The sequence below is a fragment of the Pseudomonas sp. SA195 genome (assembly GCF_054131565.1).
On the sequence record NZ_CP096392.1, the window covers coordinates 22,570 to 41,228 of the forward strand.

Sequence of the window (18,659 nt, forward strand, 5' to 3'; positions counted from 1 at the left end):
GTACAGCTAGAGAGGAGTCGTGAGACGCGCCTGGCTATCAGCTCGGCTCTTCATCCGACTTGCGTTCACGACGATGGCGTTGCAGGCGTAACGACCCGGGTGGCGGCTCGTTGAGCACCGCCCAGAAGACGCCCAGGTCAGAGATGGCGGCAACGAAATCCCGGAATTCGACCGGTTTTACAACGTAAGCGTTCACCCCGAGCTCATACGCTTTCGCCAGGTCCGGTTCTTCGCGCGATGAGGTCAGCATCACCACAGGGATCGCACGCAGATCGGGCGTCTCGCGAATCGTCTTCAGGACTTCAAGGCCATCGACCTTGGGCAGTTTCAGGTCGAGCAGCAAAACGGCCGGATTTCCATCGGCCCGTTTGCTGTAATCGTTGCGGCGTAGCAGGTAATCGAGGGCCTCGGCGCCATCACGCATGATGATCACATCGTTGGCCAGCTGGCTGCGCTCGAGCGCGACAAGGGTCAGCTCGAGGTCATGAGGGTTGTCTTCTACCAGCAGGATGGGTTTGAGCATGAGCGAATCCGGTACTAAAGAGAGGATGCGTAACTGAGCGTGGGCAGTGAGAAGAAGAAGGTCGCGCCGTGGCCGACCTGGCCGTCCGCCCAGACCTGACCATCGTGTCGCTCGATGATCCGGCGTACGCTTGCCAACCCGATACCGGTGCCCTCGAATTCCTCCATGCGATGCAGCCGCTGGAAGACCCCGAAGAGCTTGTTGGCGTATTGCATGTTGAAACCGACGCCGTTGTCGCGCACGTAGACGATGACTTCTTCGGCGCGCTCTTCGGCGCCGATCTCGATGATCGCCTGCTCGCGTTTACGGCTGTATTTGATGGCGTTGGATATGAGATTGCGCAGCGCCATGTGGATGAACGCGGCATCGGCGATCACCACAGGCATTGGGTGGATGCGCCATTCTATCTGTCGGCCCTCGCAATCGGGTGCCATTTCCTGACGGATGGACTCGACCAGCGCAGCCAGATTGACATCTGACAGCCGCAGCGCCGCACGCCCCATCTGGGAGAAGCTCAGCAGATTATCGACCAGCGTGCCGGCGAAGCGGGCGGCGTCTCCAATGTTGTCGAGAAATCGCAGGCCGCGGTCGCTGAGCTTGCTGCCCTCGAGTTCGCCGAGCAGCTCCGCGTACCCGGCGATGTGCCGCAAGGGTGCGCGTAGATCATGGGACACGCTGTAAGAGAACGACTCGAGCTCCTTGTTACTCTCGCGGAGCTCGCCAGCCAGCTGGGCCATTTCTTCGGCTTTGCGCAACACGATGCCAAGCACCGCGGTGCGCAGTTCCAGTGCGCCCTCGATCTCGATGGATTGCCAGGGTTCGGCGAAGCCCCGCAGGGTTTCCTGCCAGCTTTCGAAGCTGTTGCGTGGTGACAGGCTGCCGCGCACCTGATCGATGCGTTTTTCCGGCTGGCCCGCCCAGTTGACCGTCTTGACCTGCTCGCGGCGGAACCAGATCAGGTAGTGCGGATGCAAACGCGATATCGGGATCGCCAGCACGCCGGCACAGTGCTTGGCCAGCTCTGGGATGGCCGGTACGTCACGGCCAACGTTGTTGCTGCTGAATACCTGCATCTCATCCTGATGCGCGAGCCATTGGGTCAGGCGTGTCAGCAGCGCGGAAGGTGGGGTTTCGCCAACGGTTTCGTAGCGCTCACCCGAAATGATCGCGCCGCCGCTGGCGTTGGCGAAGTCCAGCACCACCTGCGGCTGGCCGAGGAACCCTTCGACCACGCTGTCGCGGTCGGCCATGCTCGACAGCAACTCGACGATTTGCCGGCGCAGTTCGAGCTTGCGCTGGGCGAGCGCAGCGGTTTCCTTGGCTTCGATTTGCAGCGAGAGGATTCGCGCGAGCAACTCGCAGGCGGTGCGGGTTTGATAGGACACGGCGCGCGGCGCTGCGTCATGGCATGAAATCAGGCCCCAGAGCTTGCCCTGGATGACGATGGAGACGGACATCGAGGCCAGGGTGCCCATGTTGCGCATGTATTGCAGGTGCACGGGCGACACGCTGCGCAGGGAGGCAAAGCTCAAGTCCAACGGTTGGCCGTCAGGATTGACTGCCGGAACGATAGGAGATGGCTGGTAATTGGCGTCCTGGATGACACGAACGAGGTTGCTGCAGTACAGCTGTCGGGCCTGCGGTGGGATGTCCGAGGCGGGAAAACAGAGCCCCAGATACTGCGGGTAACCTTCATCGGCTTCTTCGGCGAGCACCAGACCGTTGCCCTGCTCGTCGAAGCGGTAGGCCTTGACCCGTCCAAAACCGGTGATTCGCTTGACCTCGCGAACCGCCAACGCACAGATGTAGTCCAGCTCCTGTGCTTCTTGCAGCTGCACCACGAAGGTCCGCATCAGCGGGTAGAGGTTGTCGTAGGCGGCGCCGGAACTGCCAGCCGCCTCGAACTCGACTATCAGCTTGCCTTTGAAGCGATGTGCCATCAGCGCCAGCGGGAGGTGATTGGCTCCGTTGTCCAGGCGAAAGCTGATGTCGCTCAGGTGGAAGGGGTTGTGGTCATCCTCGGCCAGCGCCGCCAGGCGCTCCGAAAAGCCGCAGTCGCAGATCAGGTCCGGCAGCCGGCGGCCCAGCAAACTTTCAGCGGTCACGCCGAGCCACTGTTCCACGTTCTCGCTGGCCTGAACGATCGCCAGTTCGGGCTCACTGAGCGCCAACAGGAAACCGTGAGGCTGGATGCTACCGGGGATGTGGATGGGTTCATCGCCACACTGTGCGATGGCGTCGGCGAGCTTGCGTTCTTCGGTGGATGCCAATGGAACTCCTGTGGAGCCCGAACGGGCCGGATATGGCGAGCGGGCACCGATTGCGATCGCTATCGTGGGCCACAGGTCGAGGTGGGTGGCTTACGGATAACGCGGCAGTGTTGCCGTTTTGCGGGTGCCGGTCACTTTAGCGCGACTAAGACTGGCTCGCCAATGCGATGGCTTGTATAAACGGCGCATTTTCTGGCGACTGGCGAAGGGGGCTGCATGGAAGAGGTGATCGAGCAACTGCGTGAGCTCAACGAGTCGGTGCCGGTGCCACTGGAATTGCCTGACGACGACCGGTTGGTCGAGGTCGAGGAAGAGTTGCTGATCAACTTGCCGTACGGCTTGCGCGAGTTTCTGCTGCTGGTCAGCGACGTGGTGTACGGCCGCCTCGAGCCGGTGACTGCGACCGACCCACAGTCTCACACCTACCTGCCCGAAGTCGCCGCCAATGCCTGGGACGCCGGGGTCCCGCGCGACCTGCTGCCGATCTGCCAGGACGGGCCGGATTATTACGTGGTCGACCTGGAAGGTGAAGTAACGCTCTTTGATGGCACCGAACACGAACTCACTGACGAAAGCTGGGAAACGGTCTGGCATTGGGTGCGCGACGTCTGGCTGGAGAGCTGACGATGCCGGTCACTTCGCGTCATGGAGGCCACCGTTGATTACCCTGGGCAACCTGTTCCTCTTTCTGTTGCTGATGACGGCCGTGGCGTGGTTGTGGCATTCGCACGGCATCCGCGAGCGCGCCTTGGTAGCGGTCCGCCGGCACTGCAAAGCGCAGGATGTTGAACTGCTGGACGGTAACGTCGCGTTCCGACGCATCCGCTTGCTCCGTGATGCCCGCCAACAACGCCGCCTGGCGCGCGTCTATGGTTTCGAATTCACCGTGACCGGCGAGCAGCGGCATCAAGGGAGTATCGTCATGTTCGGCGGGCGCCCAGGGCCCATCGAAATGGAAGCCCATCCCTTCCACCCGCGCGAAGATCAGGGTCGGGTCATTCAGCTTGACGAATGGCGACGTCGCGGCGAATAGCACGCTAGCACCGGCAGGCCACCAGAGCCGCGCTCAGTCTCGTCTCGTCCTGAGCCTCGTCGAAGATCAATTCCATCCGTGAATCCTTGCGCCACTCGCTGGGCATGAAAGCCAATGCCTGGCCGCCAACCGCATTGGCCGAACGCCCTCCCTCGGGTGTTTGCAGGATCAGCTTCGCGCGGCGCCAGGGCATGCTGGCGAGCCAGTCCGCAACGAGTTGTGGGTCGAAGCGCTGGCTCGGGTGCCAGCGCCAACCAATGCTCCAACCGTCTGCGTTGCCCTGGGCCTGGCAAATGGGGCGGGTTGGGTCCAGCCAAAGGCTATGGGGTGGTGAAGGCGCGTCGGGTAAGGGCGCGGCGGCCTCGTGGTATCGAGCGCGGTGGGCTATCCCGGGCAACGCAGCCAGGTCGAGCTGTCCGTGATGAGTCCAGTGGAGCGGGCGCGCCGGCAGTTGCGCCGCCAATTGTTCCCGTCGGGCAACATCAAGCGCCTCGCTCTTGTTCATGACCAGCAGCCCACAGTGTGGCAGGGCCTGTGCCTGGCTGTCCGGCAAAGGCTCGCCGGCCGCCAGTGCCGCAGCATCGAGCACAGCGACGGCGGGTTGCAGGTTCAGTACGGTCTGCCAGGGTGCCGCCGCCAGCTGTGCCAACAGGTCCACAGGATGGCCCAGGCCGGACGGTTCGATCAGCAAGCGGTCTGGGTGTGCCTTGCGCAGCAGGCGGTTCAGCCCCACCTGGAAGGGCACGCCATTGACGCAGCAGAGGCAGCCACCGGCGATTTCGGCAAGGCTGACCGAGGCGTCATCGGTGGTTAACAGCGCCGCATCCAGGCCTATCTGCCCGAATTCATTGACCAGGACGGCCCAGTGCTCATCGGCCGGCTTCTGGCGCAACAATGCGCGGATCAGGCTAGTCTTGCCGGCGCCGAGGGGGCCGGTAATCAGGTGGGTCGGAATCTGCTGAAGCATGTGCGTGGTCGATAGGTCAGGGTCGGGCTGCATGCTAGAGTCGCACGTCAGCAGAGGAGGATGAAGGTGTTGCGTTTCCTATGTGTCGTGTTGTTGGCGGTTACGGGCCAGGCGCTGGCTGAAGGGTGCGTCGTGCACAGTCAGGACGACCGGGTCGAAGTCGAAGTGTGCCAGGAGAACCGCAGCATTCCTTCCGAGCTGTTCCGGTCCGGTTTCTGCCAGCCAGCCCTCAAGGGGCAGGAGGTCGAGGTCCGGTTCGTCGAGCAATGTCCCGACGGTGCCTTCGGTGTGTGCCGCGACGCGCAAGTGTCGAACATGCCTTATCGACAGGACATCCACTATTACGGCGTGGCGACCGATGCTCGTTTTCTCGCGCCTGCCTGCACCCAAACCAATGGCGGCACATGGGAAGGCGAAGTGCCTTGAGCGGTTCCACGTGGAACCTCAGGAGCGCGGCTTCAGCGTGCCGCAGTCCTCGCTAAGCCAACGGCCGTGGGACGCCATGCGGCTGGTGCCGCGTTGATCTCCAACCTGATATTCACTTTCGATGGTGCTGCGCACTTCTCGTTCGCTGATCAGGTGGGTCTCGCCGCTGCCCTTGGCGTCGGGACATTCGAAGCTGAAGCGCCACCGATCGCCTGAGGCGTCCGAAATCGTCTGGGTGCATCCCGGTTCATCCTGAAAAGGGAGTTCACGTGCTTCGATTTGAGCCTCACTGAGGCACATCCGCACCCCCGTCTCGCTGACCGCAAGACCTTGCTCGGCAAGCATCTTCTTCATCATTTCCTGCTGTTCCGGCGGCAGTCCCTTCATTTGCTCGAGCATTTCGGCCATGCCGGGCATCTGCATGCCATCGACCTCCATCTCTTCACTGGAAAATTCCCAGAGCCCCGGCAGCATCTCCGCCGCTTGGACGGGCAGGGCCAACGTGGCCAAGCAGACGAAGGGCAGTGCATTTTTCATCGGTACGTTCCTCGGCGAAATAATCTCAGCCTAGACGAAATCTGGGCGCGTCGAGGTCAGCGGACCATAGCGTTTCGTTGATGAGAAGCGTTAGCATTAGCATCTCAACGCAGACGGAACCATCATGGCGAGCTCAGGCACGCTTCGGCAACAATTCCTGCATCAGCTCTATGTCGACCACCAAGGCTGGCTCAACGGCTGGTTGCGTCGGCAGTTGGGCTGCAGCCAGCGGGCCGCGGACCTGGCGCAGGATACTTTCGTCCGCGTGCTGACCAAGGACGGAAGCCTAGACGCCGTCCGTGAACCGCGGGCGTACTTGCACACCATCGCCCGAGGGCTGCTGATCAACCACTGGCGGCGCCGGGACATCGAACAGGCCTACCTGGACGCGATGGCGCTCCAGCCGGAAGCGGTCGCGCCGTCGGCTGAATCCCAGGCCCAGGTCATCGAGACGTTGCTGCGAGTAGACGCCATGCTCCAGGCAATGCCGCCGCGGGTACGCCAGGCCTTCTTGCTTTCGCAGTTGTACGGCCTGACCTACGCGGCGATCGCGGCAGAGCTGGGCGTGTCCGACCGGATGGTGAAGAAATACATGGCCCAGGCCATGCTGCAATGCCTGCTGCTGGAAGACGAGGCATGAGCCGGGACTACGCCACACTGCAGGCTGCCGCGCATTGGTTTTCGGTGCTCCAGGCCGACCATGTCAGCGAGGCCGATCGCCGCGCTTGGCGTGCATGGATGAACGTGGCGGAGCATGAACGGGCGTGGCAATGCGTCGAACGCATCAGTGCTGGCTTCGTGCCGTTGGCGCGGGACCCCTTCGCACCTGATGCGACTGCACTGTTGCAACGCCGCGCGCCGAGCCGAAGGCAGGCGCTCAAGGCGCTTTCAGTCCTGGGTGGCGGCGCGTTGCTCGCGTTGACGGGCGGGGCGTTGCCCTGGCGCCGCTGGACGGCCGACCAGCGCACCCTGGTCGGTGAGGTGCGCGAATGGCCGCTGAGCGACGGCACCCGGATCTGGTTGAACACCGATAGCGCGGCAGATCTCAGCTCGGGCGGCGTGGGTACCGAGGTGCGGCTGTATCGCGGCGAGCTGCTCGTCGAGGCACCTGCCCTGACGGCGCCGTTGCGCTTGCACACGGCCGAAGGGCATCTCGAGGCGGTCGTGGCCACGCAGTTCTCGGTGCAGCAGCAGGCGGGCCAAACCCAGCTCAGCGTGTTCGCGGGTCAGCTGACGGTCTGGCCGGGCGGGCAGGGTATAGCGCACCGCATCGTCGAGGGTCGGCAGGTCTCGTTCAGCGCCGATGCGCTCGGCCTGTCCGAGCCGGTGCAGACCGGTCGCCAGGCCTGGGCGCGTGGCGTCCTGCTGGCCGACAACCGGCGGCTCGACGACTTCCTGCTGGAGTTAGGTCGATACCGCCAGGGCTATCTGGGCTGCGACCCGCGCATCGCCGGCTTGCGCGTAGTAGGGGCATATCCGCTGGCGGACACCGACCGCGTTCTCGAAGCCCTGGCCGGTACCCTGCGGTTGCGCGTCAACCGGCTGCTGCCCTGGTGGGTCACCCTGGAGCCATTGTCGGCTTGAGGCGATGCGATGAAAAAAAATCGCATCGGCAGTTCCCCTTTTGCTGCACTCGCGGGGCATAGACGCATCGATCACCGTTTTGCTTCAGCAAAAGGAGTCTTCATGCGTCCCCATGCCTTGCCGCTTCGCCGCAACACCCTGTCCCGCTCGATTCGCGCCGCGCTGCTCTGCCTGCCGCTGGCAACCCTTAGCGCCGTGCCGGTGGCGCTCGCCCAGGTCGCCAGCGAGCAAGGCCTGCGCCACTACGACGTTCCTGCCGGCGCACTGTCGACCGCTTTGAGCCGCTTCGCCGGCGAGGCGGGAGTCCTGTTGTCGGTCGAGGGCCGCCTTGTCGAAGGGCGTGAAACGTCCGGCGTGCAAGGCCAGTACGGCGTGCAGGAAGGCTTCGAGGCGCTGCTCCAGGGCAGCGGCCTGCAGGCGGTACGCGATGCGCGTGGCACCTATTCTCTGGAACCGGCGCCAGCCGCCGGACAAAGTGGCGCCGTTGAACTCAAGCCGATGGTGGTCGAAGGCTTCGCCCTAGGTAATGCACTCGGCGAGATGGAAGGCTACGCCGCGACGCACAGCAGTGTGGCGACCAAGACCAGCATGCCGCTGGCTGAAACGTCGCAAACCGTCTCCGTCGTTACCCGGCAGCAGATCGAAGACCAGGGCTCGCGCTCCATCGCCCAGGCCGTGCGCTACACACCGGGATTGATGAGCACGCCGTACGGTGCCACGACTCGCTATGACTACGTGGCTATGCGCGGCATCACTGACGGCTCGGTCGACAACCTCTACCTCGACGGTCAGAAGCTGCTCGGCGACAGCGGCACCTATAGCAGCCTGCAGGTCGACCCCTATTTCGTCGAGCGCATCGACATTCTCAAAGGCCCGTCGTCGGTGCTCTACGGCCGCAGCCTACCGGGTGGTCTGGTGGCTATGACGACCAAGAAGCCCCAGCACGAGGCGAGCCGGCAGATTCAGTTGTCCTACGGCAGCGAGGATTACAAGCAGATCGGCTTCGACCTGACCGGCCCGCTAGATGAGCGCATCGCGTACCGCCTCGTCGGTGTGGTCAAGGATGCTGATAACCAGGTCGATGGCGTCGAGGAAAAGCGCTACGCCCTGATGCCATCGCTAAGCATCGACGTGACCCAGGATACCCGTCTCACGCTTCAGGCCATGCTCCAGCACGACCCGGAAAGCGGCTATCACGGCGGCCTGCCGGCGGACGGCACCGTAACCTCGCACAATGGCCAGCGCATTTCGCGCAGCTTCTTCGAAGGTGACGAGCATTATGAGAAGTTCGAGCGCGACCAGCAGATGATCGGCTACCAGCTCGAGCACCGGTTCAATGACGTGGTGTCGGCGCGACAGAACTTCCAGTACCTCGATTCGACGGTCGAATCCGGCCAGGTCTACCAGTACGGCTACGCCACGCAGGACGAACTGGTGCGCTATTACACCGGTGCCGATGAGGTGTTGCACGCCTGGACCTTGGACAACCAGCTGCAGTTTCTTTTTGACACCGGCGCCCTGAGCCACACCTTGGTTACCGGGCTGGACTACCAGCGGCGCAAGGCAAAGGTGGACTACAACGGGGCCACCGGCATCGGCACGATCAACCCCTACACCGGCGTCGCCAACCCGAGCAGCCTGGCGGTCTACCACCAGTACGACGAATTGCGCGAACTGGAGCAGACCGGCCTGTACCTGCAGGATCTGATCAGCCTCGGCAACTGGCGCTTCTCTTTGGGTGCGCGGCAGGACTGGGTAGACGTTTCCTTCGAGCAGACCGAGTCGATGTATGGCGACCAGGCGGATCAGTCCAAGCTTGAACAGTTCACCGGTCGCGTTGGCGTGCTCTATGCGTTCGACAATGGCCTGTCGCCCTATGCCAGCTACTCCGAGTCCTTCAACCCGAACGCGACTGGTGCCTACAACTACGACTCGGGCACAGGCGCTTACGACATCACCCTGCTCGATCCCACCGAGGGTGAACAGTTCGAGGTCGGCCTGAAATACCAGCCGCTCGGCACGGATGATCTCTATACGATCTCGCTGTTCGACCTGAAGCAATCCAACCTGTCGAGCAAGGATTCCAACGAGAGCTTTTTCCGCTCGGTCGGTGAGATCACATCGCGCGGTGTCGAACTGGAAGCCCGCTTTGCGCCGGCCGACAACGTCAATGTCCTGGCCAGCTACACCTACATGGACGTTGAGTACAGCAAGGACTACGTCGGCACCGCAGGGGTCAACAACCGCGGCAATACACCCAATGCTGTCGCGCGCAACATGGCGTCGCTGTGGGCTGACTACACCTTGCACACCGGGCCATTGGCTGGGCTGCAGATTGGCGGCGGCGCGCGCTACTTCGGCAAGAGCTGGGTAGATGCGGAAAACACGCTACGCATCCCGGCATACACGCTGTATGACGCCATGCTCGGCTACGACTTGTCGCGGGTCGGCATGGAGGGTCTGGGCGTACGCCTGAACCTGAATAACCTGACCGATGAGAAATACGTCGCCGCCTGCAACAGCCTCAACCAGTGCTACTACGGCGAAGCGCGAAACGTGATGGCGACGCTGACCTACGACTTCTGATTGGTGCGTCTGGCGCATGCGCTCCGCTGTGTTGCGCGGCCATGCGTCGGCGAATCAGGAAGAACCGGCCGCCGAGGCGGCGCAGCTCCAGAGTTCCAGCGCGGGCTGGGCCGCTTGTGGCGGGCCCAGCCATTCGCTCAAGGCGTGGCAACGCTGGTCAAAACACAGTTGGTAATCCCCTGCTTCGGGGGTTCGCCCCACACGCAGCGGTTGCAACGGCGGCATCTGGCGCTGGTAGTGCCAGGCCCCGTCACGCAGTTCGGCGTCATCCGGAATTTCCATCCCGGCACCTGAACCCTTGACCCGCGCTTCGCCGAGCAGCAGCCCGTCCGGCGTCACGCGGTAATCTTCTTCCCAGCGGATCTTCTCGATGGTGTGGTTCCAGGCCAGGGTGAAGTCCTGTGTGGGCACTTGCGCCCACACCGCCCCAGCCAGTCCCAAGCAAAGACCGATCACGCCAGTACCGGGCCGGCCCGGCGGGCCCGCACGATGTGTTGCGCCAGCAGCAGGATGCCGATGCCGAAGCCGATCTCGTCGGTGATCGGCAGCGCCATGATCAGCGTAGTGCCGGCGGCGAAGCCGAGCAGCCGCTCCCACCAGGCGAGCGGGCGCTGCAGGTAGCCGATCGAGGCGATGCCCCAGAGGCCAATGGCGAAGGTTGCCTTGACGATCATGTAGAGCGTCATCCAAAGGCTATCTCCCTGCAGCATCAGCGAGGGGTTGTACACCGCCATGAAGGGCACCACGAAGCCGGCAACGGCGATGCGCACCGCCCAGAAGCTGATCTTCAGCCCACGCTCCTTGGCAATCGGCGCGGCGGCGAAGCAGGCCAATGCGACCGGTGGCGTCAGGTCGGCGAGGATCCCGAAGTAGAAGACGAACATGTGCGAGACGATCAGCGGCACGCCCAGGTCCAGCAGCGCGGGTGCAGCGATCGAACTGGTGATGATGTAGTTGGGGATGGTCGGGATACCCATGCCCAGCACCAAACAGGTCAGCATGGTCAGGATCAGCGAGAGGAACAGATTGTTCTCGCCAACCGCCAGGATGTAGCCGGCAAACGTAGAGGCCACGCCTGTCAGCGATACCACGCCGATGATGACACCGACCAGCGTACATGCGATGCCCACCGGAACGGCGTGACGCGCGCCTTCGACCAGTGCGTGCAGGCAGATCACCAGGGTGTCGCGGCCGCCTTTGACGAACCAGCAAGCCACCACCAATGCGGCGATAACGCCGAAGATCACGCCGATGCCGAGCTGGAAGAACCCGGCGCAAAGCACACCCAGTGCAATCCAGAACGCCATGCGCAGAGCGAACGATGACACTCGCAGGATGATTGCCGAGCCAAGGATGACGATGGCCGTCAACGCCAGGCCAATCATCCCGGAGAACAGCGGCGTACGGCCGGAGAACAGCAGGTAAACCAGCACCGCCAGAGGGATCAACAGGAACCAGCGCTCTTTCACCGCGGCCCAGGCACTCGGGCATTCGTTCTTGGGCAGACCCTTGAGGTCGGCGCGCTTGGCTTCCAGGTGCACCATCCAGAACACTGAGCCGAAGTACAGGAGGGCGGGAATCAGCGCCGCTTTGGCGACCTCGAAGAAGGGCACATTGATGGTTTCCGCCATGATGAACGCCACGGCGCCCATCACCGGCGGCATCATCTGGCTGCCCATCGAGGAGGTTGCCTCCACGCCGCCGGCGAAGGCCGGACGGTAGCCGAAGCGCTTCATGAGCGGAATGGTGAACTGGCCAGTGGTGACCACGTTGGCTACGCCTGACCCGGTGATGGTGCCCATCAGCGCAGAAGACACTACGGATACCTTGGCCGGGCCGCCCAACTTGTGCCCGAACAGGCCCATGGCGAAGTCAGTGAACAGCTTGATCATGCCAGCCTGTTCGAGAAAGGCGCCGAACAGGATGAACAGGAAGATGTAGGTGGCCGAAACATAGGTCGGCGTACCGTAGAGACCCTCGGTGCCATAGGCCAGCTGGTTGACGAGTTGGTCGATGTCATAACCGCGGTGCGCCAGATCGCCCGGCAGATACTGGCCGAGCAGCCCGTAGGCGAGGAATAGCGCGCAAATGATCGGCAGCGCGATGCCCATGACGCGGCGGGCGGCCTCGAACACCAGCACGATCAGCGCGATGCCCACATAGAAGTCCAGCGTCGTCAGATCACCGGAGCGCTGGATAAGGTCGCCCTCGAAATACCATTGATAAAACGCCGTGCCCATGCCTGCCAGGGCCAGAACCCAGGCCAGGGGCTGCCATGGCTTGCCGTTGCCGCGGGCCGGAAAGCTGAGGAACACCAGCATCAACAGGAAGCCGACGTGGCCCGCACGCAGCACCTGGCTGGACACCGGATGAAACGCGGCCATGATGATCTGGTAGACGGAAAACAGCAGCGCGACGTAGAACAGTGCCTTTGGCCACTCGGCCGTGCTGCCTGTCAAACCTTGTTCTTGTTGTAACTCGCTCATGGAATGCCTCGAGCAATAAGCGTGGTCGCGGAGAGCCGCTAACAAAACCTGCCGTGCACGCACGCTGGTTTTACTAGCGCCTCTTCAGGTCGGTCGGATCAAGTAGCGGGTGCCAGGTCTGGCACCCGCCGGGTGGGCTGCGATAGCGCAGCCCGGCTCGGGGTCAGAGTGCCCCGGCTTCCTTGTAGAAGCGCTCAGCGCCCGGGTGCAGCGGGATCGGCAGATCCTTGGCGGCGCCTTCCAGTTTGATGTCCTTGGCGGCCGAATGAGCCTTGCCCAGCTGCTCGAGGTTGTCGAACAGCAGCTTGGTCATCTGATAAGCCACGTCATCGGACACACCCTCGTGGGTCACCAGGATGTTGGTGATCGCTACGGTCGGTACGTCAGCTTCCTGGCCGTCATAGGTGCCTGCCGGGATCTTCGCGGCCTGGTAGGCCGGGTTATTGATCTTGGCGACCACGTCTTCGGGGATTTCCACGTAGTTCAGCGGCATGGTCGAGGCCAGGTCGCGGATGGCAGCCATGCCCAGACCGGCCGACTGCAGGGTGGCGTCCAGCTGGCGGTTCTTGATCAGCTCGACGGACTCGGCGAACGGCAGGTACTCGACCTTGCCCATGTCCTCGTAGCTCAGGCCAGCCGCTTTGAGGATGGCGCGAGCGTTGAGCTCGGTGCCGGACTTCGGCGCGCCGACGGAAATGGATTTGCCCTTCAGATCGGCGAGCGTCTTGATGCCCGATTCCTGGCTGGCGACGATCTGGATGTAGTTCGGGTAGGCCCCGCCAATGGCGCGCAGCTTCTTCAGCGGCGCCTTGAAGCCAGCGTCTTCCACGCCATTCCAGCCATCGGCAACCGAGTCACCGAGGGCGAAGCCCAGCTCGCCACGGCCGGCCTGCAGGAGGTTGAGGTTCTCGACGGACGCCTTGGTCGCCTGCACGGAAGTCTTCGAGCCCTCGATGCCCTTGCTGTACAGCTGGGAGATGGCCACCCCGATCGGGTAGTACACACCGCTGGTGCCGCCCGTGAGGATGTTGATGAAGGTCGGTGCCGCGACCGCTGCAGTGCTGGCGGTAAAGGCCGCTGCGGCAGCGAACAGGCTGAAGCGTTTGCTCAATCTCATGGTGTCTCTCCGTTTCGTTGTTATTGGTTTCGCAGAACTGACGATACACGACCCCTGCAGCCAGGCGGCAGGTGGACAAGAAAAGGGAGACGGCGGCGTGAACGCTTCCAAACGTGGGAAGCAAAGAGCGCTGTGCGGCTTTTCTTGTCGTAGTCTTCGCATCGGGCAGTTGGGGTATAGCACGAGCCGTGCCATCACTTGCAATGGCTCTGTCTCGATTGATTTGAGGTAGCGCGGCGACGTGAGCGGCATAAAACCGCTCATGGACGCTGTTTCGATGAGCGGTTTTTTGCCTATTGCAGCCAAGCCCGGCGAACCCGCCCGCTTGGCTGGCGTCGCAATGGGAGCAGCCCGCCGACCGCGAGGTACACCCAGATGGCTCATGAAATCAGCGCGAAATCACTGGGGATCGACATCAACCAGGGCGAAGGTGAGCTGTTCAAGTGGTTTATCGCCAGCTTCCTGTTCGGCAAGCGCATCCAGCAGAGCATTGCCGCCGAGGCCTATCGCGTCATCGTCGTCAAGCACAAGCGCGACACACCTGGGAAACTCGGTCACTGCAGCCGGCGCGCGTTGGTGAGCATGCTCGGCGAGGGTCGCTATGTGCGCTACGACGAGTCCACGGCCGACCGGTTGCTCAAGCTGTGCAACAAGCTCAACGACGACTATGACGGCAAGCTCGGCAACATCCGCGAGCAGAGCCGGGACCGCAAGGAGCTGGAAAAGCGGCTGGCCGAGTTTGAAGGCATCGGGCCGAAAACCGTGGAAATCTTCATGCGTGAGGCCGAAACGGTCTGGTATGTATCCTCGGCATGATTGCCTTCGGTTGATGCAACGCGGCGTGCAGTACGGAGCTGGACAACTCGCGATCGCGAAAAGAAACAGCACAGTCCTTTCCTGTAGGAGCCAGCTTGCTGGCGATCAGCGCGTCGCGGTGTGTCGGGTCCCGCTGGTAATCATCCATGTTCCGAATCCCGTATATGCGCACAAGCACAGTGATTAATCCCCGACCAGCCGCTCTTGCGCTATGAGCCGATACGGCTAGAGTGGCCCAACTCGTCTTCGAAGCCCGAACCATGCGCGCCGCACTCCTCGCGATCAGCCTCACCGTTCCCCTGTTAGCCGCGGCTGGCCCGGCGCCTTACTACCAGTGGCAGAGCAAGGCCGACGGCACCGTGATCTGCCGGCAGACCTCGCCGGGGCATGGCTGGGAGCGGCTCAATGACCAACCCTTCCGCGACCTCAATTGCACTCAGCCGGCCGCCCGGGTGGACAGGCCTACCGGCGTGCCGGGATTTCGGTCGCAGCCAGGGCGTTAACGGTCGATAAGCTTGAGCAGGCGATCTACGGTCGCTTGGATGTCGCCTGAGTTGTCGAGCGTGACGACACCTTCCAGCGAGTCTTCGAAACGCGCGTTGCGTGCCAGCCGGGCCTCGATCTGCTCGGGCGTTTCCCGGTTGCGCTTGAGCAGGCGCTGGCGCAACACATCCGGCTGTACGCGCAGCAGCACGGCGAGCAGGCCCGGATAGCGCTGGCGCGCCTGTTCCAGATAGCCACGCGAGCCGTTGACCAGCACATCCTCACCGGCGGCCAGCCATTGCGCGATCTGGATTGGGATGCCATAGGCCAACTCGTTCGCGCGCCAGCTCATGGCAAAAGCCCCGCTGCGCTCCAGGCGATCGAACTCATCATGAGTCACGGCCTCGGCTGATTCACCCACGGCTTCGGCCGAGCGCGTGATAACGCGCCGGGCAACCCGCACGCCGCGTTCGGCCAAGGCCTCGCGCGCGGCGTCGAGGACACTGTCCTTGCCCGAGCCGGAGGGGCCGATGAGGTAGATCAATCTGCCTTCCATCCAATCCTCTGTTACCGTGCGATGCGCGTCGCCAATGCCGTGCAGCCTGCCAGATTTCTCTTACGGCTTCTGCTTCTATCGCCGCTGGCGCTACCTGAGTCCGACGTTCCGTATATCAGCATGCTCGACCTTTCCGCCTATCTCGGCCTGTTCGGTGCCGCCTTCGCCGCGGCGACACTTGTGCCCGCGCAATCCGAAGCCGTACTGGTCGGGCTGCTGCTTCATGGATCACAGCCGGCCGCGGCGCTGCTGCTGGTCGCAACGGTGGGCAACGTCCTGGGCTCGCTGGTCAACTGGCTCCTGGGGCGGTCGGTCGAGCGGTTGCGCCACAAGCGCTGGTTTCCGGTGAGCGATCAACAGCTCGAACGCGCGCAGCGACGTTACCATCGCTACGGGCGTTGGTCGTTATTGCTGAGCTGGGTGCCGATCATTGGCGACCCGCTGACCGTGGTCGCTGGCACCTTGCGCGAACCGCTCTGGAGCTTCTTATTCCTGGTGACTCTGGCCAAGGGCGGGCGATACCTGCTGCTGGCTGGTGTCACGCTGGGTTGGCTGTAGGTCTCTGTACTTGGCGGATCGCCCTGCATCTTCCTCCCGTGCATACCTGCTATAGGCGACCGCTCTAATGCGTGAAACGTTACGACCAGCGTAACGGTCCGCTGTCCAGCTTGATTGATGACCTCTAGGCCACCTCCCTACTGTGCGTTCCACAAGCGGAAATACTGTGGAGTCAGCATGACAACAACAATCTCCCCACCGCCGCAGTGGTCGCGTCGTCGCGCTGAGAAAGCCCGTCGTCTCGATCAGGTGCAGCGCCTCGCCGATGGCGTGGTGCTGCCCAGCGAGCGGATCGTCGAGGCCCTGGAACTGCTGATCGCCCCCGGTGATCGCGTGGTGCTCGAGGGCAACAACCAGAAGCAGGCGGACTTCCTCTCCCGCTCGCTGGCCAAGGCCGACCCCGGCAAGCTGCATGACCTGCACATGATCATGCCGAGTGTCAGCCGCGCCGAGCACCTGGACCTGTTCGAACGGCAGATCGCGCGCAAGCTCGACTTCTCCTTTGCCGGACCGCAGAGCCTGCGCATCAGCCAGCTGCTCGAAGACGGGCTGCTGGAAGTCGGCGCCATCCACACCTACATCGAACTCTATTCGCGGCTATTGGTGGACCTGATCCCCAACGTCGCGCTGGTGGCCGGCTTCCAGGCGGATCGTCACGGCAACATCTACACCGGCCCCAGCACCGAAGACACCCCAGCGCTGGTCGAGCCGACCGCCTTCAGCGACGGCATCGTCATCGTCCAGGTCAACGAGATCGTCGACGAGCTGCCGCGCGTGGACATCCCGGCGAGCTGGGTCGATTTCGTCGTGGTGGCGGACAAGCCGTTCTACATCGAGCCGCTGTTCACCCGCGACCCACGCCACATCAAGCCGGTGCACGTGCTGATGGCGATGATGGCGATCCGCGGCATCTACGAAAAACACAACGTGCAGTCGCTCAACCACGGCATCGGTTTCAACACCGCCGCCATCGAGCTGATCCTGCCGACCTACGGCGAATCCCTCGGCCTGAAGGGCAAGATCTGCCGCAACTGGACGCTCAACCCGCACCCGACGCTGATCCCGGCGATCGAGACCGGCTGGGTGGAAAGCGTGCACTGCTTCGGCACCGAGCTGGGCATGGAGAACTACATCGCCCAGCGCCCGGACGTGTTCTTCACCGGCCGCGACGGCTCGATGCGCTCCAATCGCATGATGTGCCAGCTGGCCGGGCAGTACGCGGTGGACCTGTTCATCGGCGCCACCCTGCAGGTCGATGGCGACGGCCATTCCTCCACCGTGACCCGCGGCCGCCTGGCCGGTTTCGGCGGTGCGCCGAACATGGGCCACGACCCGCGCGGTCGCCGCCACCCGACTCCGGCCTGGCTGGACATGGCCATGCCCGGCGGCGAAGCCCCGGTGACCATGCTCGAGCGCGGCAAGAAGCTCGTGGTGCAGATGGTCGAGACCTTCCAGGAAGGCGGCAAACCCACCATCGTCGAGCAGCTCGACGCGGTAGAGGTGGCGAAGAAGAGCGGCATGCCGCTGGCGCCGATCATGATCTACGGCGACGACGTCACCCATCTGCTCACCGAGGAAGGCATCGCCTACCTGTATAAGGCGCGCTCGCTGGAGGAACGCCAGGCGATGATCGCTGCGGTGGCCGGCGTCACCAGCATCGGCCTGCGGCACAACCCGAAGGACACCGAGCGCATGCGCCGCGAAGGCCTGGTCGCCCTGCCGGAAGACCTCGGCATCCGCCGCAACGACGCCAGCCGCGAGCTGCTCGCCGCCAAGAGCATCGCCGAGCTGGTGGAGTGGTCCGGCGGCCTCTACAACCCGCCTGCCAAGTTCAGGAGCTGGTGATGAGCGCACTCATTGCACGACGGGCGCCGTCCGCGGCCGAGCGCCTGGCCGATCTGGCGGTGCAGGCGTTGATCGACGAGGCCGAGCTGTCGCCCAAGCCGGGGCTGGTCGACCGACGCGGCAGCGGCGCCCATCAGGACCTGCACCTGGGGCTGATGCACGCCTCGGCGCAGTCGCTGTGGCCGGCCTTCGCCGCCATGGCCGATGCGGCGCGGCTCGAAGGTCGGGTCAGCCAGGCGCTGCGTGAAACCCTCGGCCAGCTGGGCCGCGACGGCGAAGCGGAAATGCTGCGCGTCACCGCCGGGGTCAACACCCATCGCGGCGCGATCTGGGCGCTGGGGCTGCTCAGCGCGGCAGCCATGCTGGAAAGCGGCGCTTCGGCCGGCGGGATCGCCGCCAGCGCGGCCGCCCTGGCGCGGCTGGACGACCCGGCCGCGCCGCACAACCCGGACAGCCACGGCGCGCGGGTCTGCCGTCGCTACGGCGTGCTCGGCGCCCGCGAGCAGGCGCAGCAGGGCTTCCCCGCGGTCATCGAGCACGGCTTGCCGCAGCTGCTGGCCAGTCGCCATGCCGGCGCCGGCGAGCAGAACGCCAGGCTCGATGCATTGCTGGCGATCATGAGCAGCCTGACCGACACCTGCGTGCTGCACCGCGCCGGTCTTGAAGGGCTGACCCGCATGCAGGACGGTGCCCGCGCCGTGCTCGAAGCCGGTGGTGCCGCCAGCCTCGCCGGTCGTCGCCAGCTGCGCCTGCTCGATCGCGACATGCTCGCCCTCAACGCCTCGCCGGGGGGCGCCGCCGACCTCCTGGCCGCCACCCTTTTCCTCGACCGTCTGGCGCCGCATGCGCTGGCGCCGACTGGGAGCAACTGA

The 18,659-nt window shown here is 63.7% G+C and carries 19 protein-coding genes; 11 read left to right on the top strand and 8 right to left on the bottom strand.

The features are described from left to right. Positions 1 to 37 precede the first annotated feature (37 nt). Positions 38 to 523: a response regulator gene (locus M1D78_RS00110; protein WP_437421895.1), complete on the bottom strand. Its 486-nt coding sequence runs from the start codon at positions 521 to 523 to the stop codon at positions 38 to 40. 14 nt (positions 524 to 537) lie between these two features. Next, positions 538 to 2,793, bottom strand: coding sequence for an ATP-binding protein (locus M1D78_RS00115; RefSeq protein ID WP_437421896.1), 2,256 nt, complete (start codon positions 2,791 to 2,793; stop codon positions 538 to 540). A gap of 216 nt (positions 2,794 to 3,009) precedes the next feature. Here M1D78_RS00115 and M1D78_RS00120 point away from each other — a divergent pair, with 216 nt between their 5' ends. Together M1D78_RS00120 and M1D78_RS00125 are read left to right on the top strand one after the other, a co-directional pair. After that, positions 3,010 to 3,417 (top strand): SMI1/KNR4 family protein, encoded by a 408-nt coding sequence (locus tag M1D78_RS00120; protein WP_437421897.1) that lies wholly within the window; start codon positions 3,010 to 3,012, stop codon positions 3,415 to 3,417. 34 nt (positions 3,418 to 3,451) lie between these two features. Continuing rightward, complete coding sequence (locus M1D78_RS00125) at positions 3,452 to 3,826, top strand: DUF3301 domain-containing protein (protein WP_437421898.1); 375 nt, start codon at positions 3,452 to 3,454, stop codon at positions 3,824 to 3,826. 4 nt (positions 3,827 to 3,830) lie between these two features. Here M1D78_RS00125 and M1D78_RS00130 read toward each other — a convergent pair whose 3' ends face one another. Then, entirely contained in the window at positions 3,831 to 4,793 is a 963-nt protein-coding gene (locus M1D78_RS00130) for a CobW family GTP-binding protein (protein ID WP_437421899.1), read from the bottom strand. A 66-nt stretch (positions 4,794 to 4,859) separates the two neighbouring features. Here M1D78_RS00130 and M1D78_RS00135 point away from each other — a divergent pair, with 66 nt between their 5' ends. Next, on the top strand, positions 4,860 to 5,219 hold the full coding sequence (locus M1D78_RS00135) for an NADH:ubiquinone oxidoreductase (protein ID WP_437421900.1): 360 nt from the start codon (positions 4,860 to 4,862) through the stop codon (positions 5,217 to 5,219). Positions 5,220 to 5,237: 18 nt separating this feature from the next. Here the strand turns inward: M1D78_RS00135 and M1D78_RS00140 are convergent, their stop codons facing one another. Beyond that, complete coding sequence (locus M1D78_RS00140; RefSeq protein ID WP_437421901.1) at positions 5,238 to 5,756, bottom strand: DUF3617 domain-containing protein; 519 nt, start codon at positions 5,754 to 5,756, stop codon at positions 5,238 to 5,240. Between the two features lie 124 nt (positions 5,757 to 5,880). Here M1D78_RS00140 and M1D78_RS00145 point away from each other — a divergent pair, with 124 nt between their 5' ends. The 3 genes from M1D78_RS00145 (at position 5,881) to M1D78_RS00155 (ending at position 9,926) form a co-directional block, all read left to right on the top strand. After that, positions 5,881 to 6,396: a sigma-70 family RNA polymerase sigma factor gene (locus M1D78_RS00145; RefSeq protein ID WP_437421902.1), complete on the top strand. Its 516-nt coding sequence runs from the start codon at positions 5,881 to 5,883 to the stop codon at positions 6,394 to 6,396. Further along, a complete protein-coding gene (locus tag M1D78_RS00150) occupies positions 6,393 to 7,340 on the top strand; it encodes a FecR domain-containing protein (RefSeq protein WP_437421903.1) in 948 nt (315 codons plus the stop codon). The genes M1D78_RS00145 and M1D78_RS00150 overlap by 4 nt, the downstream gene beginning before the upstream one ends. A gap of 102 nt (positions 7,341 to 7,442) precedes the next feature. Continuing rightward, positions 7,443 to 9,926, top strand: a complete 2,484-nt coding sequence (locus M1D78_RS00155; protein ID WP_437421904.1) for a TonB-dependent siderophore receptor — start codon at positions 7,443 to 7,445, stop codon at positions 9,924 to 9,926. 54 nt (positions 9,927 to 9,980) lie between these two features. Here M1D78_RS00155 and M1D78_RS00160 read toward each other — a convergent pair whose 3' ends face one another. From M1D78_RS00160 to M1D78_RS00170, 3 genes are all read right to left on the bottom strand, one after another. Further along, positions 9,981 to 10,382, bottom strand: coding sequence for a DUF1850 domain-containing protein (locus M1D78_RS00160; RefSeq protein ID WP_437421905.1), 402 nt, complete (start codon positions 10,380 to 10,382; stop codon positions 9,981 to 9,983). Beyond that, positions 10,379 to 12,412: a TRAP transporter permease gene (locus M1D78_RS00165; protein ID WP_437421906.1), complete on the bottom strand. Its 2,034-nt coding sequence runs from the start codon at positions 12,410 to 12,412 to the stop codon at positions 10,379 to 10,381. The genes M1D78_RS00160 and M1D78_RS00165 overlap by 4 nt, the downstream gene beginning before the upstream one ends. Positions 12,413 to 12,575: 163 nt before the next feature. Then, complete coding sequence (locus M1D78_RS00170) at positions 12,576 to 13,529, bottom strand: TAXI family TRAP transporter solute-binding subunit (protein WP_437421907.1); 954 nt, start codon at positions 13,527 to 13,529, stop codon at positions 12,576 to 12,578. 375 nt (positions 13,530 to 13,904) lie between these two features. Between M1D78_RS00170 and M1D78_RS00175 the strand changes: the two genes are divergently transcribed. Together M1D78_RS00175 and M1D78_RS00180 are read left to right on the top strand one after the other, a co-directional pair. After that, positions 13,905 to 14,345 carry an HhH-GDP family DNA glycosylase gene (locus M1D78_RS00175; RefSeq protein WP_437421908.1) on the top strand — a complete coding sequence of 147 codons (441 nt, stop codon included), beginning with the start codon at positions 13,905 to 13,907 and terminating at the stop codon, positions 14,343 to 14,345. Positions 14,346 to 14,605: 260 nt separating this feature from the next. Continuing rightward, entirely contained in the window at positions 14,606 to 14,848 is a 243-nt protein-coding gene (locus tag M1D78_RS00180) for a hypothetical protein (protein ID WP_437421909.1), read from the top strand. Here M1D78_RS00180 and phnN read toward each other — a convergent pair. Next, positions 14,845 to 15,384, bottom strand: a complete 540-nt coding sequence (gene phnN / locus M1D78_RS00185; protein ID WP_437421910.1) for a phosphonate metabolism protein/1,5-bisphosphokinase (PRPP-forming) PhnN — start codon at positions 15,382 to 15,384, stop codon at positions 14,845 to 14,847. The two genes, M1D78_RS00180 and phnN, sit on opposite strands and share 4 nt — an antisense overlap. 120 nt (positions 15,385 to 15,504) lie before the next feature. On the opposite strand from phnN, the gene M1D78_RS00190 reads away from it, so the two are divergent. The 3 genes from M1D78_RS00190 (at position 15,505) to M1D78_RS00200 (ending at position 18,659) form a co-directional block, all read left to right on the top strand. Continuing rightward, positions 15,505 to 15,942 carry a YqaA family protein gene (locus M1D78_RS00190; RefSeq protein ID WP_437421911.1) on the top strand — a complete coding sequence of 146 codons (438 nt, stop codon included), beginning with the start codon at positions 15,505 to 15,507 and terminating at the stop codon, positions 15,940 to 15,942. A 177-nt stretch (positions 15,943 to 16,119) separates the two neighbouring features. Next, positions 16,120 to 17,787 (top strand): malonate decarboxylase subunit alpha, encoded by a 1,668-nt coding sequence (gene mdcA, locus M1D78_RS00195; protein WP_437421912.1) that lies wholly within the window; start codon positions 16,120 to 16,122, stop codon positions 17,785 to 17,787. Further along, positions 17,787 to 18,659, top strand: coding sequence for a triphosphoribosyl-dephospho-CoA synthase (locus tag M1D78_RS00200; RefSeq protein ID WP_437421913.1), 873 nt, complete (start codon positions 17,787 to 17,789; stop codon positions 18,657 to 18,659). Before mdcA ends, M1D78_RS00200 begins: the two co-directional genes overlap by 1 nt.